We start from the raw sequence: 15,907 nt of genomic DNA, 5'->3' as shown, positions 1-15,907 counted from the left end.
GTGGGATCATGGGGCGCATACTATGTAGTTTGGTATGTGACACCATCATCACCATTGAATTGATGGGATTGGGTCTTGGTTTGGGTTATTGGTGTATCGAGGACGAACACGGCTACGCTCAGACACTTGTTTGCGAATCTTTGCGGCTGTAGCTTCACGTTCAGCTTTGAGTTTTGCTTGGTGTGCAGGGTCATTCAGAAGGGCAATGCGTGCTCTTTCTGCTGCTTCCCGTTGCTCTCGTTCAGCAATTTCTGCAAGTTCAATACGATGATTCACAAGGCGGTAATCACGATGATTTTCTAATGGTGTATCCTTTAATGCGTTATGAATAAGAGCGACTGACCAATTAAGATTAAGTAGAGTAGGAACTTGAACAATATTAAAATAAGCTGCTGTAAAGTCTTGCCCGTAAACAGAATATGTATCAGTTTTTTCATTATATTTGATGACCTCATTCATAATTAAAGCTCTCCTTCTTGTTGGAGTTGGAATAGGGCTTGCCAATAAGCTGCTTCTTTACGTCCTTTCTCAGCACCGGAATATAAGACACCATCAACACCATTTAGGGTTGTTTCAAGTTTATCCGCTGCTGATTGACTGTGTGATGATTTACTTTGTCGTAAGATGTGAATCATACGTTTATGGATAATAACTTTTTGGGTAAACGAAAGTTTCATAGATAGTTCTCCTCTATGTTGGTTTGTATTGATTTGTATGAAATAAAAAAAGACACTGAATCATCAATGCACTCTGTGTAACCAGAATGACTCATTTAATAACTCAGTGTTTTAATGGGATTGGTGTGATAATGGTGATTGTAATTAACATTGATTCCCTATAGTGGGTGTTAATTAAGGTTAGGTCTTTAAGTTATCATTAAGTTATATTGTCTTTAATGATGGTAATTACTACTATTAACAATATTAATCTTATAGGAAATCTTAATGTTTTAATCTTAATGTACAGACACCCCCCTGACCCCCCAATCAGTCTGTCTCCCTATAGTGGGCGTTAATTCTAAATGATTGTTTTTATTTGGTTTTTCCATAGGTTAATCATCTCTTTATGCATGGTCTCGATATCTACACCTGCTGAACCATATAGGCCATAGGTGATGCTCTGGGTGTGTCCTAATATCTCCTTAGCGAAGCTCTCAGGCATCTTCTTATTCAGGCACAGCGTAGCCATAGTGTGACGGAAAGAATGCATCGTGAGCGTCTCAGGGGCTTCTGAGTGGTTATCTCGATAAGCCTTTAATAGCTTACCTATCTTGATGCTGTTTAATTGTCGGTCACTGTTCTTTAGTCGGAATATATTATCTGAATCATCATTGCAGGTATTGACAACTTCATTTAGGAATAACTCTAAGTCGAACCCATAAGCACCATTCACAAGTGGAACTACACGAGCTGAAGATTTATTCTTGAGTACATTGTCACCTTTGTCATTAATGTCAATAAACCAACATAGACCATTATCAGATTGCTTTATGTCACCTTTACGTAGCTGTAGTATTTCATTGAGCCTCGCACCTGTAATAGCTGCTAATTGAGGAATCCATTTGATAAACTTCATGGCCTCTATGGTCTTCTTACTGCGTTTAGCTTCAGTGAAATAACCATGCTTAAAATACCTTAGAACATTGTTAACTTCTGACTCTGTTAATGCTTTGGAATCTTTATTCTCACGGTCTTTCAATAACAGCTTAACGGCTGGACTTTTCGGAATAACATCAAGCAATTCAGCATGTTTAAAGACAGCAACAATATTTCTTATTTGACCGTTTACCGTGGATAGCTTCAGACCATTATTAGATAGAGCTGTACGCACTTCCAATAAGTCTTGTCTTGTTATCTGGTCAATCGGTTTATCTTGAATAGAACAAGCCTTAAAGTAGCTTATAAGCTTTCTTACGGTGGCTGCTTTGGTTCCTAATGTTGCTGTTGTCCAACTTCCGCTAACTTCTTTCTCAGTAATGTAATCCTCGACCATTTGAGAAAAGGTTTTAACTAAGTTAACGTTACTGACACTGTTTACCTGTTCACCGTGCTTACACTGTGCTTGCTTCGCGCGCTGTTCACTATCAACGTTATCAACAATAGACAATAATCCCTTTGTATCGCTCTCTAAGCCTTTCTTCATAATATCTGAATAGGACTGTATGAATCTCACTTGCTCTACTGTCTGAGCTTCTTGGAGGGCTTCCTGTGCAACGATGATATTACCACGATAAAACCAATCAACTTTGGGACGTCTAACAAGCTCAGTCTGTGCGATTTCCTTTAGAGCTGCTCTCATATGGTCAAAGTTAACAAAGCTTCCTGCTTGCTCTAAAAGTCGTTCCTTTAGGTAATCAGTATTCATCATTGCCTATCGTCTATTATTTGTTCTAAGTGACACGGTAATGCTTGCAATCTGTAACTGGTCGCGATGTGAGACTCTTAGATAGAAAGTGTTCTGCTTCTTGATTGTCGTGAAGTAAATATTTGGGGTGTTCCTATAGTGGGCGTTAATTCCATTCCCATAGTCAGGGCTAATTGGATTACTTGGAGGAAAACATACAGATTGGGACAAAGAGGTGTGGTGACTTCTTTTAGTGACTTCTTGAGGGTTTTAGGCTTTGAAATGATTGTTAAAGGTCATAATAATCTCTTTATATTCAGAGAGTTAACCTTGTTTCTATACAAATCAGTTGGTAATTTTGCATTTTGATTTAGAATTGCTGCGAATTTTACCGCAGCATATATCAATCAGGCATGCTGTACATAATTCTCTCAGTGGAAAGGGGAAAAAACGAACTTTTTTGCCTTTTTCTTTGACTAAAACCGATTTGGAAGATAATATTCGCGCCCTATGCAAAAGGTAAAAATACCGCGATCGATTGATCCGGCTAAAGCGGCTCAAAAACGACTTGATTGTGATGGTATCATCCAACTCAGTCTTTTTAAGCGTTTAGAAGAATCAGTCGCAGGCGTTAAACGCGACGCACAAGTCTCATTGTCATTTGGGCTTGATGAACAGCGACTAGTTGTTATCTCTGGTAAAGCTAACATCTCTGTCGATTTAGAGTGTCAACGCTGTAACAAGGTTTTCGCACATGAGTGCGAAGTCCAATTCAAGTATACTCCTTATTTGGGGAGTAAAACGGATGAAGACGCACCGGAAGAGTACGATTTGGTAGATCCGAATGAGTACGGTGAGATCGACCTTGTACAATTAGTTGAAGACGAGTTCATCATTAATCTGCCACAAGTAGCAATGCACGATAGAGCGGAATGTAGCGTTAATTCAGACAATTTAGTATTTGGTGAACTTCCAGAAGAACTAGCGGAAGAAAAGCCGAATCCATTTGATGTTTTAAAAAACTTAAAACGATAATTCGTTATAGGTTAAGACAAAGGAGTAGGGTCAATGGCCGTACAAAAGAGCAAAAAATCACGCGCACGTCGTGGCATGCGTCGTTCACATGATGCGCTAACTACATCTGCACTATCTGTAGATGCGACTTCAGGTGAAACTCACCTACGTCACAACATGACTGCTGACGGTTATTACCGTGGCAAAAAGGTTATCAGCAAGTAAGGTTTACCTTTGCAATATTTAACCGTTGCACTTGATGCAATGGGCGGGGATTTCGGTCCTCGCGTAACAGTGCCTGCCGCCGTGCAGGCACTGTCGCATTTCCCAGAGCTCAAAGTGATCCTCGTTGGTGATCAAGTCTTGATCACACATCAATTATCTCAATTAGGTTATGAACTTAATACTCGCTTGAGTATTTTGCACAGTGACCGCGTTATTTCTAATTCCGAAAAACCTTCTCTGGCCTTACGCAATAGTGCTGGAAGTTCAATGGGCATCGCAATTGACCTAGTTTCTGATGGCGGTGCTGATGCTTGTGTCAGTGGTGGTAATACGGGTGCGCTCATGGCGTTATCTCGTTTTCGTCTGAAATTGCTGCCCGGCATTGATCGTCCTGCGTTAGTATCGGCATTGCCGACGGCTTCAGGTCAACGCACTTGGATGCTGGATTTGGGTGCGAACGTATCAAGTGATGCAGATTCTCTGTTTCAATTTGCTGTCATGGGGAGTGCGCTGGCCGAACAGCATTTAGGCCGTTCTGCAAAAGTTGCCATCCTTAATATTGGTGCGGAAGAGATTAAAGGGAATGATTTAGTGAAGCGTTGCGCTGAAATGCTGAATCAAACTCAGGCTGTCAACTATATCGGTTATATCGAAGGTAATCAGCTGTTGGATGGTGTCGCTGATGTGATTGTTTGCGATGGCTTCGTTGGCAATGTTTGCCTGAAAGCGTGTGAAGGTATCGCACAACTCTTTATTGATAAGTTGAAAAGCCAATTTTTGGGCTCATCCATAAAGGGTTGGATTGCACGAAAACTGTTTTCTTCATTATTTACTGAACTAAAAACATTGAACCCCGACCAGTATAACGGCGCAAGTTTGTTAGGATTGCGCGGCATTGTCATAAAAAGTCATGGAAGTGCTGATGTACTCGCCGTCGTGAATGCGATTTCCGAAGCGGTACACGAGGTCAAACGACAAGTCCCCAGCCGTATAAGCGATCGTTTGGAAGCGGTTTTACTCGAGAGGCATTATTAGTCTTCATGTATAGCAAAATTTTAGGTACTGGCAGCTACTTGCCATCTCAGGTGCGTACCAACGCAGATTTAGAGAAAATGGTAGAGACAAGCGATGAGTGGATTATTGCCCGTACTGGTATTCGTGAGCGCCGCATTTGCGCGGAGAATGAAACCGTTGCGGATATGGCTTTCTATGCAGCGCAAAATGCCATTCAAATGGCCGGCATTGATAAAAACGATATTGATCTGATTATTGTTGCAACAACCAGTAGTAGCCATGCATTTCCTTCGGCGGCATGTCAGGTGCAAGGTAAGCTTGGTATCAAAGGATGTCCTGCTTTTGATTTAGCGGCTGCCTGTTCAGGCTTTGTCTATGGATTATCGATTGCAGATCAACACATCAAATCGGGTATGTGTAAAAACATTCTGGTCATTGGTGCTGATGCCTTGTCTAAAACCTGCGATCCAACAGACCGCTCGACAATCATTTTATTTGGTGATGGCGCAGGCGCTGTCATTATTGGTGCAAGTGAAGAGCCAGGAATTTTGTCGACTCATATCTATTCTGATGGTGAGTTTGGCGAGCTCTTGAGTTTGCCTGTTCCAGAGCGTGGTGGTGATGCTGATAAATGGCTCTATATGGCGGGTAATGAAGTCTTTAAAGTGGCAGTGACGCAACTCTCTAAGCTTGTTAAAGATACGCTTGCTGCCAATAACATGCACAAATCAGAATTAGATTGGTTAGTGCCTCATCAAGCTAACTATCGCATTATTTCCGCGACCGCGAAAAAACTATCGATGTCACTTGACCAAGTCGTCATAACGCTTGATCGCCATGGTAATACGTCTGCTGCTACCGTCCCAACAGCGCTCGATGAAGCCGTGCGAGATGGTCGAATTCAACGTGGTCAAACGTTATTGCTTGAAGCCTTTGGTGGTGGTTTTACTTGGGGCTCGGCACTCGTTAAGTTTTAAACGGGTAGATTTTTATTTTAAGGGGTTGGTTCAACCTCTTGTTTTTACTTAAGGAAACAAACAATGAGCAAGTTTGCTATCGTATTTCCAGGTCAAGGTTCGCAATCAGTTGGTATGCTTGCGGAACTTGGTCAGCAGTATGATGTCATTCAACAGACATTTGCCGAAGCTTCTGAAGTGCTGGGTTATGATTTATGGGCATTGGTACAAAATGGCCCGGTAGAAGATCTTAACCAAACCTCTCGTACTCAACCGGCATTACTCGCTTCTTCTGTTGCCCTTTGGCGGTTATGGCAAAGCCTAGGTTTAGAGCAGCCAGCCTTGCTTGCTGGCCATAGCTTGGGTGAGTATTCCGCACTGGTGTGTGCAGGTGTAGTTGACTTTAAGCAAGCCATCAAATTAGTAGAGCTGCGCGGTCAGTTAATGCAAGAAGCCGTTCCGGCAGGTGTAGGTGCGATGTCGGCCATTATTGGTCTTGATGATGAGCTGATTGCAAAAGCGTGTGAAGAAGCTGCACAAGGTGAAGTGGTTTCTCCGGTTAACTTTAACTCGCCAGGCCAAGTTGTCATTGCAGGCAACAAAGATGCGGTTGAACGTGCGGGTCAGTTATGCAAAGAGGCCGGAGCAAAGCGCGCGCTGCCATTGCCAGTTTCTGTTCCTTCTCACTGTGCTTTAATGAAGCCTGCAGCATATAAGTTAGCGATTGCATTACAATCGATTGAATTTAATACACCACAAATTCCAGTTATCAACAATGTGGATGTAATAGCAGAAACTGATCCGGCCAAAATTAAAGACGCGTTAGTTCGTCAACTATACAGTCCTGTTCGTTGGACAGAAGGTGTGCAGTTGATGAGTGAGCAAGGCATAGAAAAGCTGCTTGAAGTTGGCCCAGGTAAAGTATTGACAGGCCTGACTAAGCGCATTATTAAATCGCTTGGAGCAGCAGCAGTGAATGATATTGCTTCGCTTGATGCCGTTAAGTAATCAAAGGAAAGAAGAGATGATGAATTTAGAAGGCAAAATTGCTCTCGTGACTGGCGCAAGCCGTGGTATTGGCCGAGCGATCGCTGAATTGTTAGTTGAACGCGGTGCAACGGTTATCGGTACGGCTACTAGCGAAAATGGTGCAGTGGCAATCAGTGAATATCTTGGTAATAACGGTAAAGGCCTAGCGCTGAACGTGACGGATGTCGAATCTATCGCAGCGACGCTGAAAATTATCAATGACGAGTTTGGCGTGATCGATATTCTTGTGAATAACGCCGGAATTACTCGTGATAATCTATTGATGCGCATGAAAGATGATGAATGGTCAGATATTATTGATACCAATTTAACGTCTATCTTCCGCTTATCGAAAGCGGTGCTACGTGGCATGATGAAAAAGCGTAATGGTCGCATCATCAATGTGGGCTCTGTGGTCGGTACTATGGGTAACGCTGGTCAAACCAACTACGCAGCGGCAAAAGCCGGCGTAATTGGCTTTACTAAGTCGATGGCTCGCGAAGTTGCATCTCGTGGTGTGACGGTTAACACAGTTGCGCCAGGTTTTATCGAAACAGATATGACAAAAGCGCTGAATGATGACCAACGTACTGCTACACTAGCCCAAGTGCCAGCTGGCCGCTTAGGCGATCCACGCGAAATTGCGTCGGCAGTGGTATTTTTAGCTTCTCCAGAGGCTGCCTACATTACGGGTGAAACTTTGCACGTAAATGGCGGGATGTACATGGTATAAGCTGGTTTTTGAACGTTATTGATAAAATAAAGGCTTTGCTATTGTCAATGGCGTGTAAAACTTGCTAACCATATGCGCAACATTTGTGCATGATTTAAGTCAAAAATGGTCTTAATTTCGGTTAAAATCGGTAAAATTGTGGTTTGACCAGCAATGACCCACTTGCAACTTTCCCTAGTTAGAATAAACTACGGAACCATCGCATTAGGCGAAATCTGTAAAGGAAAAGAAAACATGTGCAACATCGAAGAACGCGTAAAGAAAATCATTATTGAACAGCTAGGTGTAGACGAAGCAGAAGTAAAGAATGAAGCTTCTTTCGTAGAAGATCTAGGTGCTGATTCTCTAGATACAGTTGAGCTAGTAATGGCTCTAGAAGAAGAATTCGATACTGAAATTCCAGATGAAGAAGCTGAGAAGATCACTACTGTTCAAGCTGCAATCGACTACGTAAACAGCGCTCAGTAATCTCTCTCTCCAGGCGGCCCTCTGGCCGCCTGAGTTTTTCTAATTCTTCTATACCTATCATAGAACTTTTCAACTCCGGAGAATATGATCGTGTCCAAGCGTCGTGTCGTTGTCACTGGCATGGGTATGTTGTCACCGGTAGGCAACACTGTAGAATCTTCTTGGAAAGCCCTGCTAGCTGGTCAAAGCGGTATCGTTAATATCGAACATTTTGATACCACCAATTTTTCAACTCGTTTTGCAGGTCTAGTCAAAGACTTTAACTGCGAAGAGTATATGTCTAAAAAAGATGCCCGTAAGATGGATCTCTTTATCCAGTACGGTATTGCGGCGGGTATCCAAGCACTTAATGATTCTGGTATCACAGTAACTCCAGAAAATGCCCCAAGAATCGGTGTTGCTATCGGCTCTGGTATTGGTGGTCTTGACTTGATTGAAACCGGTCATCATGCTTTGGTAGAAAAAGGCCCACGTAAAGTGAGCCCGTTCTTTGTACCCTCAACGATTGTTAACATGGTTTCAGGCAACTTGTCTATCATGCGTGGTCTTCGTGGTCCAAATATCGCTATTTCTACCGCATGCACAACAGGTTTACATAACATTGGCCATGCGGCACGTATGATTGCATACGGTGATGCCGATGCGATGGTGGCGGGTGGTGCAGAAAAAGCATCGACACCACTTGGCATGGCGGGTTTTGGCGCAGCAAAAGCATTGTCTACGCGTAATGATGAACCGCAAAAAGCGTCTCGTCCTTGGGACAAGTGCCGTGATGGCTTTGTGCTAGGCGATGGTGCGGGTGTTATGGTTCTTGAAGAATATGAACATGCTAAAGCACGCGGTGCGAAGATTTACGCTGAGCTAGTTGGCTTTGGTATGTCTGGTGATGCTTATCACATGACTTCACCAAGCGAAGACGGTTCAGGCGGTGCGTTAGCGATGGAAGCCGCGATGCGTGATGCGGGCGTAACAGGTATTCAAATTGGTTACGTCAATGCTCATGGCACTTCGACTCCAGCTGGTGATGTTGCGGAAATTAAAGGTGTTAAGCGCGCTTTAGGTGAAGAGGGTTCGAAACAAGTTCTTGTCTCTTCCACGAAATCGATGACTGGTCATTTGCTAGGCGCGGCTGGTTCTGTTGAAGCCATTATCACCGTTATGTCATTAGTCGACCAAGTTGTTCCACCAACCATAAACCTTGATGATCCAGAAGAAGGTTTAGGCATTGATCTTGTTCCACACACTGCCCGCAAAGTGGAAGGTATGGAATATGCAATCTGTAACTCTTTTGGTTTTGGTGGTACAAACGGCTCGTTGATTTTCAAAAAAATCTAATGATTGTGGTTGTGACACTTGAGTTTGAACGGCTTGATGCTTAGCATTGAGCCGTTTCTTTTTGTGGGGTAAGCATGATGTTTTGGGTAAATGGACAACCTAGTGACTCTCTGTCTCTTACTGATCGCTCTTTTCTGTATGGGGATGGTTGCTTCACAACGATTCTTGTTTGCGCTGGTGAGCTTCAATATTGGGATATGCACGTTGAACGCATGGAATCTTGTTTGCGGTGTTTAGCTATTCCGATTCCTGATTGGCGGCAAGTTGAACACTGGCTCTCAACGATCGTTTCTAGCGCCGCTAAATCCGGTGTGAAAATTCATATTAGCCGCGGACAAGGTGGTCGTGGTTATAGCCCTGCTAACGTTGGCGATTCTCAAGTTACCATCAGTACCTTTGAGTACCCAGTCCATTATGTTCACTGGATAGCCGATGGTATCGAGCTTGGTGTCTGCCAACAGCGGATGGGACTTTCGCCACTACTGGCGGGTCATAAGCATAACAATCGGCTAGAACAAGTGTTATTGAAGTCAGAGATGGATGCAAAAGGGTACGCTGACGGCATCGCACTAGACATCAATGAGCATGTCATAGAAACTACAGTTGCAAATGTTTTTTGGGTGTCAGGGGATCGGTTATGTACGCCAAGCTTAGATAATGCAGGCGTAGCTGGGGTTATTCGTCGTGTATTATTGGCGGCGGCTACCGATCTCAAGGTTGAGGTGAGAGCATTCTCATTAGAAGAGTTATTGTCGGCAGATGAAGTGTTTATTACTAACTCCTTATTAGGCGTTGCGCCTGTCACGGCAATTGCAAATACGATTTTCCCTATTGGTAAAATAACACGCTATTTTCAGGAGCGTTTTAACTCGTGATTAATCGAATTCTCGTTGTATTAATACTGATCATTATCGCCGTTGGAGCTGGATATTTCTACATTGAGCGACAAGTAGATGCTTATTTAGAACAGCCTCTATCGCTTCCTTCATCGCAAGTTGTGACCATAAAATCAGGTACGAGCCTTAATGGCGTATTAACGCTATTGAATGAGAAAAAATGGATAACGGATTTTTCGATGTACAAGTTAGTGCGACGTCTGCATCCTGAAATAACCAAAATTAAGGCGGGAACTTACCAAGTACAACCCGGAGATCGATTGATCGATCTCTTAAGTGACGTGATATCCGGTAAAGAGCATCAGTTCTCTATTACCTTTGTCGAAGGGAGCCGCTTTAATGAGTGGCGAGCTCTGCTTGCACAAACCGAAGGCGTGACAAACACGATAGCTGATTTGGCAGAAGCCGACATTGCCCAAAAATTAGGCATTGAGCAGCAAAAGCTTGAAGGATTGTTTCTAGCGGAGACTTATCATTTCCCTTTTGGAACGACCGATCTTGAGATCCTAAAAAGAGCCAATAGACGCCTTGAGAAAATACTTGGTGAGCATTGGGCCAATCGCCAGCCAAATCTACCAATTAAAACGCCTTATGAAGCGTTGATTTTGGCGTCAATCATTGAAAAGGAAACGGCTATTGCTTCAGAGCGAGGGCGTATCGCTTCTGTATTTGTCAATCGACTCAACAAACGGATGCGTCTGCAGACTGATCCTACGGTCATTTACGGGCTTGGCGATGCCTACGATGGCAATCTTCGTAAAAAAGACTTAAGAACACCAACGCCATTTAATACTTATACTATTTTTGGTTTACCTCCTACGCCTATTGCGATGGCGGGTGAAGCCTCAATCAAAGCGGCATTAAACCCAGAGCAGAGCAATTATTTGTATTTTGTTGCCAGTGGCTTTGGTGGGCACGTTTTTTCTAAAACATTGGATGAACACAATCGCGCTGTTCGCGCTTACTTAAAACAGTTAAGAACCCAGTCATGAATGCTAAATTTATTGTTGTAGAAGGTTTAGAAGGCGCAGGAAAAAGCACTGCTATTCAATCCATTAGAGAAACACTTATTGAGTTCGGAGTGATAAACATCACTCATACTCGTGAACCGGGCGGAACTGTTTTAGCAGAAAAAATGCGCGCCTTAGTCAAAGAAGAGCATGAGGGTGAAGCTCTTCAGGATATGACTGAGCTGCTATTAATGTACGCCGCTCGTGTTCAACTGGTTGAAAATGTGATTAAGCCTGCACTTACGGCTGGTTCGTGGGTGGTTGGCGATCGCCACGATATGTCTTCTCAAGCCTATCAAGGTGGTGGGAGGCAAATTCCGCTAGAAACGATGCAAAACCTTAAAAAGGTAACGCTAGGTGATTTTAAGCCAGATTTTACTCTCTATCTGGATCTAGATCCGAGCATCGGTTTAGAAAGAGCCAGAGGTCGAGGTGAGCTTGATCGTATCGAAAAAATGGATATTGGTTTTTTTGAGCGCACGCGTGAACGTTACCTTGCCCTAGCTAAGGAAGATAAAAGCGTGGCCGTGATTAATGCTGAACAAACAATAGAAGCGGTGGCACTATCTATCAAATCAGCACTAAATCAGTTTCTGAAAACCAGCATGTTAGAAAAAAACAGGGTCCCAATTGAGTAATAAATTGATGATGAATGCTTTGTATCCGTGGTTAGAAGGTTATTGGCATCAGTGGCAAGCCAGCCTCAACAACCAGCAGTTTCCTGCGGCAAGTTTACTCATTTCTCCCCCTGGACTGGGCGCTGAACGGCTCATTGAGAAGTTGAGTACAGCAGTGATGTGTTCGCATAGTCATTCAGAAGCGTGTGGGTTTTGTCATAGCTGCGAATTGATGAAGTCTGGTAGTCATCCTGATTTTCATCTGATCTCGCCTGAAAAAGAGGGGAAGGAGATTACCGTTGATCAAATTAGGCAATGCAATAAGTTGGCTCAAGAATCGGCGCAGCTTTCTGGTGCTCGCTTTATCGTTATTAATCCCGCCGATTCTATGAATGAATCAGCAGCGAATGCATTGCTCAAAACGTTAGAATCTCCGGGGCACAATTGTTTTTTCTTACTTGTCGCCTCTCGTATCAACCCATTACTCCCAACCATTATCAGTCGCTGTCAAAAAACGGTGCTGACACCACCGAGCAGTGAACAAGTCTCTCATTGGTTAAGTGAACAGACCTCACAACCTGTGCCTCCTTATGCGGCGCATTTAAATGGCTATTCACCGCTCAATACGTTGATGTTTATTCAATCGGGAGAGTTAGCAAAATATCAGGCTTTTGAGCAAAATATTGCCCATTGCTTAACCGATGCCAGTGCCGATATTTCCGCTTGTTTGAAGCAGATTAATGAGGCGCCTACCCAATATTTAGCTTGGTTGTGGACCATGTTGACCGATACGCAAAAGGTACAATTTGACGTGGTTGAACAGCAGCAGCTTCCTATTAGCCTTCGATTAGCTAAACAGATCAGCTACCCAGTACTTTATCGCCAAACCACGGCATTAACTCGTTTAATGGAAGAACTAAAGACGTTTAGTGGGCTTAATAGCGAGCTACTGATCAGCGATTGGCTATTTAACTTTAATGATGAGAAAACATGTTTGTAGATTCGCACTGCCATTTAGATAAACTTGATTACGATACGCTCCATATTGATGTTGCTGATGTAGTAGAAAAAGCTCGTCAAGCCAATGTTAAGCAATTGCTTTCTGTTGGCGTAACGCTGGATTCTTTTGAACCAATGTTAGAGCTTATTCAGCCCTTTGATAATGTTCATGCTTCTTGTGGTGTTCATCCACTTGACGTTGAAAGTCATTTTGAATTGAGCCGCTTCCATCAATACGCGAGTCATCCTAAAGTGGTGGCTATTGGCGAAACGGGGCTAGATTATCACTATCAACCGGAAACGGCTGAGCTGCAGAAGTTACGGTTTTCACAGCACATTGAAACCGCGGTTGCCCTCAACAAACCTTTGATCATTCATACACGAAATGCCCGGGCCGATACGCTTGAAATGCTCCGTGATGGTGGGGCAGAAAAGTGCGGTGGTGTTATCCATTGTTTTACTGAAGATCTTACCTTTGCACACGCCGCTATGGAGCTTGGTTTTTATATATCCATTTCAGGTATTGTTACGTTTAGACAAGCGACAGAATTAAAAGAAGTTGTGAAGGCGCTGCCCTTGGAACGCTTGCTGATCGAAACTGATTCCCCTTATCTTGCCCCCGTTCCACACCGAGGTCAGCAAAATCAGCCTGCCTACGTTGTTAAGGTTGCGGCTTACATTGCACAGCTAAAAAGTGTATCACTAAAAGAAATTGAAGAAAAAACGACCGAAAATTACCAAAATCTTTTTTTGCGACGGGAAATTGATTTGTCGTGATGAGTGCGTTTAAGATGGCGTTTTTTATCAAGTTCGCCTGATAATCAACAGCTTATTGCCTTGTTTACTTGGTTTGGTGGAAAAGTAAGCTTTAAAGTTGAAAATGTAATTTTGTTACTAAAAATAACAAGTGCGCTAATATTATTCATTCTTCGAAATTAATAATATTGTTAACAATGTCATTATAAAACATGAAGTTACATCTATTGTTTGACTGTGTGTACACCCTCCCGCATTGTGATCGGTCTATTTTTTTGAAACAAAAATTCGTTACTAACTAGAAAGTTTGAGTGGCATCAAGATATATTTAGAGGCGAAAAATATAATGCGATATGTGGTTACATTTTCATTGGGTGCTAACATTTAGGCTACGGGGGTGCGCCGTTAGAACCCAAACAATTCTAATAACTTAATCAGGAGCATAAACATGTTTAAAAACCTTTTTGCAAACCTGCAGAAAGTTGGTAAGGCTCTGATGCTTCCAGTATCAGTTTTACCAGTTGCGGGTATTTTGCTTGGCGTGGGTGCAGCGAACTTTAGCTGGCTACCAGAAGTTGTTTCACATTTAATGGAACAAGCTGGTGGTTCGGTTTTTGGTCAAATGGCACTACTCTTTGCAGTAGGTGTAGCATTAGGCTTCACGAATAACGATGGTGTTTCAGGCCTGTCAGCAATTGTTGGCTATGGCATCATGGTTGCGACGCTAAAAGTAATGGCAGTCGTAATGGGTGTTGATAACATCGAGACAGGCGTTCTTGGTGGTATCCTCGCAGGTGGTGTTGCTGCTTGGGCATTCAATCGTTTCTACAAAATTCAACTCCCTGAATATCTTGGCTTCTTCGCGGGTAAACGTGCAGTACCAATCATTACGGGTTTCCTTGCGATTGCTCTAGGTATTGTTTTATCTATCATTTGGCCTCCTGTTGGCTCAGCTATCGCGACATTCTCTGATTGGGCAGCAAACCAAAACCCTGTAACTGCATTTGGTATTTACGGTGTCGTTGAGCGTTCATTGATTCCATTTGGTTTACACCATATTTGGAACGTACCGTTTTTCTACCAAGCAGGCGAATGTGTTAATGGTGCAGGGCAGACAGTTAACGGTATCATGACTTGCTTCTTGACGGCTGATGATGCGTCTCGTGCTGCGGGTAATGGCTTTGGCCAACTAGCGGGCGGTTATCTATTTAAGATGTTTGGTCTTCCTGCTGCTGCATTTGCGATAGCGCATTCTGCAAAACCAGAAAACCGCGCTAAAATAATGGGCATCATGGCGTCAGCCGCATTGACTTCATTCCTAACGGGTATTACAGAACCTATCGAGTTCTCATTCCTATTCATTGCTCCTGTTTTGTATGCAATCCATGCGGTACTTGCAGGCCTTGCATATGTATTGACTAATGCTTTAGGTGTTGTTCACGGCCACACGTTCTCGAACGGTTTCATTGACTTTGTTGTTCAATCTCCTCGTGCTGAAAACATGTTGCTACTGGTTGGTCTAGGTATTGCTTATGCAGTTCTATACTACGTCGTGTTTACTTTCGTTATCCGTACGATGAACCTGAAAACTCCAGGCCGTGAAGATGAATCTGAAGAAGCTTCTTCTGCTACAGGTAGTGAGTTAGCCGGTGAACTTGTTGCAGCCTTTGGTGGTAAAGAGAACATCACTAACCTAGATGCATGTATTACTCGTCTACGCGTTTCTGTTGCTAAAACAGAAGCAGTAAACCAAGAGAAACTGAAACAGCTTGGTGCCGCGGGTGTTGTGATTGTATCGGGTGGCGTTCAAGCTATCTTTGGTACTAAGTCTGACAACCTTAAAACTGAAATGGATGAGTGGATCCGTAATCACGGCTAATTCTTATCTTTTCATTCCCCTATAAAAAGGAGGCATTATGCCTCCTTTTCTTTTTTCTCTAACGCGTTCATTATTTTTATACGTTGCATCAGTTTATTCATTGAGCTGTCCTATTAGGGCGATAATACGGATCTCACGCTCGGCTTGTTCACTAAACTTTCTTTTATCTCAAACGATAATCGAGTATGGGCTATTTCGCTCTATTTCTTTATTCACATCACTTGTTTAATTTTGCTGTGGTTTGGGTGGCATGAATAGGTTTGGCTTCAAGAGGCAGGTGTAGCGGTTGTCGACAGGCATAAAAAAAGCCGATGATGACATCGGCTTTTAGAATCAACAGGATTATTGTTTGTTCATGGCTTTTTTAATGCAGATGGCGGCGCCACCCCATGTAATGCCCAAACCAATAATCATCATAATAATTGCACTTGTCGTCATTAGTTGCACTCCTTGCGGCTTGTTGCATTGATTGTTACGCCTATAGCGAATAGTAACCCGATCATGATCCATCCTAGGGTGAGATCATAACCACCGTAACCCTCAGTAAATAAAGCGTTCAGTTTTGTGGCGACAATAATGGCCAAAATTACAGGTGAGATAAAGCGCAGACAAATATCAAACCACACGCCAATA

The 15,907-nt window shown here is 43.1% G+C and carries 17 protein-coding genes and 2 pseudogenes; 14 read left to right on the top strand and 5 right to left on the bottom strand.

Translation table 11 applies throughout. The annotated features are described in order from the left end of the window. Positions 1 to 48: 48 nt before the first annotated feature. From VOR_RS0107670 to VOR_RS0107660, 3 genes and pseudogenes are all read right to left on the bottom strand, one after another. A complete protein-coding gene (locus VOR_RS0107670; RefSeq protein ID WP_010319123.1) occupies positions 49 to 459 on the bottom strand; it encodes a hypothetical protein in 411 nt (136 codons plus the stop codon). 2 nt (positions 460 to 461) lie between these two features. Next, positions 462 to 677, bottom strand: coding sequence for a hypothetical protein (locus tag VOR_RS0107665; RefSeq protein WP_010319122.1), 216 nt, complete (start codon positions 675 to 677; stop codon positions 462 to 464). 340 nt (positions 678 to 1,017) lie between these two features. Beyond that, positions 1,018 to 2,613, bottom strand: a pseudogene (locus VOR_RS0107660) (tyrosine-type recombinase/integrase); the annotation flags it as partial. A 240-nt stretch (positions 2,614 to 2,853) separates the two neighbouring features. On the opposite strand from VOR_RS0107660, the gene yceD reads away from it, so the two are divergent. The 14 genes from yceD to ptsG all read left to right on the top strand — a co-directional run bounded on the left by yceD (position 2,854) and on the right by ptsG (position 15,274). Next, on the top strand, positions 2,854 to 3,378 hold the full coding sequence (gene yceD / locus VOR_RS0107655) for a 23S rRNA accumulation protein YceD (protein ID WP_010319120.1): 525 nt from the start codon (positions 2,854 to 2,856) through the stop codon (positions 3,376 to 3,378). A gap of 33 nt (positions 3,379 to 3,411) precedes the next feature. Beyond that, positions 3,412 to 3,582 carry a 50S ribosomal protein L32 gene (gene rpmF / locus VOR_RS0107650; RefSeq protein WP_010319119.1) on the top strand — a complete coding sequence of 57 codons (171 nt, stop codon included), beginning with the start codon at positions 3,412 to 3,414 and terminating at the stop codon, positions 3,580 to 3,582. Positions 3,583 to 3,591: 9 nt separating this feature from the next. Next, positions 3,592 to 4,617, top strand: coding sequence for a phosphate acyltransferase PlsX (plsX, locus tag VOR_RS0107645; protein WP_010319118.1), 1,026 nt, complete (start codon positions 3,592 to 3,594; stop codon positions 4,615 to 4,617). Between the two features lie 5 nt (positions 4,618 to 4,622). Next, positions 4,623 to 5,573, top strand: a complete 951-nt coding sequence (locus VOR_RS0107640) for a beta-ketoacyl-ACP synthase III (protein ID WP_010319117.1) — start codon at positions 4,623 to 4,625, stop codon at positions 5,571 to 5,573. Between the two features lie 63 nt (positions 5,574 to 5,636). Next, positions 5,637 to 6,560, top strand: coding sequence for an ACP S-malonyltransferase (gene fabD / locus VOR_RS0107635; protein WP_010319116.1), 924 nt, complete (start codon positions 5,637 to 5,639; stop codon positions 6,558 to 6,560). A 19-nt stretch (positions 6,561 to 6,579) separates the two neighbouring features. Further along, positions 6,580 to 7,314: a 3-oxoacyl-ACP reductase FabG gene (gene fabG / locus VOR_RS0107630; RefSeq protein ID WP_010319115.1), complete on the top strand. Its 735-nt coding sequence runs from the start codon at positions 6,580 to 6,582 to the stop codon at positions 7,312 to 7,314. Positions 7,315 to 7,548: 234 nt separating this feature from the next. After that, the gene (gene acpP, locus VOR_RS0107625; protein WP_010319114.1) at positions 7,549 to 7,782 is read left to right on the top strand and encodes an acyl carrier protein; all 234 of its coding nucleotides are present in this window, start codon (positions 7,549 to 7,551) and stop codon (positions 7,780 to 7,782) included. 90 nt (positions 7,783 to 7,872) lie between these two features. Continuing rightward, complete coding sequence (fabF, locus tag VOR_RS0107620) at positions 7,873 to 9,117, top strand: beta-ketoacyl-ACP synthase II (RefSeq protein WP_010319113.1); 1,245 nt, start codon at positions 7,873 to 7,875, stop codon at positions 9,115 to 9,117. A 77-nt stretch (positions 9,118 to 9,194) separates the two neighbouring features. Then, positions 9,195 to 9,992: an aminodeoxychorismate lyase gene (pabC, locus tag VOR_RS0107615; protein WP_010319112.1), complete on the top strand. Its 798-nt coding sequence runs from the start codon at positions 9,195 to 9,197 to the stop codon at positions 9,990 to 9,992. Beyond that, on the top strand, positions 9,989 to 11,005 hold the full coding sequence (gene mltG, locus VOR_RS0107610) for an endolytic transglycosylase MltG (protein WP_010319111.1): 1,017 nt from the start codon (positions 9,989 to 9,991) through the stop codon (positions 11,003 to 11,005). Before pabC ends, mltG begins: the two co-directional genes overlap by 4 nt. After that, the gene (gene tmk / locus VOR_RS0107605; protein ID WP_010319110.1) at positions 11,002 to 11,661 is read left to right on the top strand and encodes a dTMP kinase; all 660 of its coding nucleotides are present in this window, start codon (positions 11,002 to 11,004) and stop codon (positions 11,659 to 11,661) included. Before mltG ends, tmk begins: the two co-directional genes overlap by 4 nt. Further along, positions 11,654 to 12,640, top strand: a complete 987-nt coding sequence (holB, locus tag VOR_RS0107600; protein WP_029626985.1) for a DNA polymerase III subunit delta' — start codon at positions 11,654 to 11,656, stop codon at positions 12,638 to 12,640. The genes tmk and holB overlap by 8 nt, the downstream gene beginning before the upstream one ends. Further along, positions 12,631 to 13,416 carry a TatD family hydrolase gene (locus tag VOR_RS0107595; RefSeq protein ID WP_010319108.1) on the top strand — a complete coding sequence of 262 codons (786 nt, stop codon included), beginning with the start codon at positions 12,631 to 12,633 and terminating at the stop codon, positions 13,414 to 13,416. Before holB ends, VOR_RS0107595 begins: the two co-directional genes overlap by 10 nt. Positions 13,417 to 13,843: 427 nt before the next feature. Next, complete coding sequence (ptsG, locus tag VOR_RS0107590; protein ID WP_010319107.1) at positions 13,844 to 15,274, top strand: PTS glucose transporter subunit IIBC; 1,431 nt, start codon at positions 13,844 to 13,846, stop codon at positions 15,272 to 15,274. A 342-nt stretch (positions 15,275 to 15,616) separates the two neighbouring features. Here the strand turns inward: ptsG and VOR_RS18690 are convergent, their stop codons facing one another. Both VOR_RS18690 and VOR_RS16885 read right to left on the bottom strand, forming a co-directional pair. Continuing rightward, positions 15,617 to 15,712 (bottom strand): MetS family NSS transporter small subunit, encoded by a 96-nt coding sequence (locus tag VOR_RS18690; protein ID WP_010319106.1) that lies wholly within the window; start codon positions 15,710 to 15,712, stop codon positions 15,617 to 15,619. Next, positions 15,712 to 15,907 (bottom strand): annotated as a pseudogene (locus VOR_RS16885) (sodium-dependent transporter); the annotation flags it as partial. The pseudogene VOR_RS16885 and the gene VOR_RS18690, both read right to left, overlap by 1 nt.

It is taken from the genome of Vibrio ordalii ATCC 33509 (assembly GCA_000257205.1).
Taxonomy (GTDB): Bacteria; Pseudomonadota; Gammaproteobacteria; order Enterobacterales; family Vibrionaceae; genus Vibrio; species Vibrio ordalii.
The sequence above is the reverse complement of the archived record's forward strand: the minus strand, read 5'-3'. Positions and strand labels throughout refer to the sequence as shown.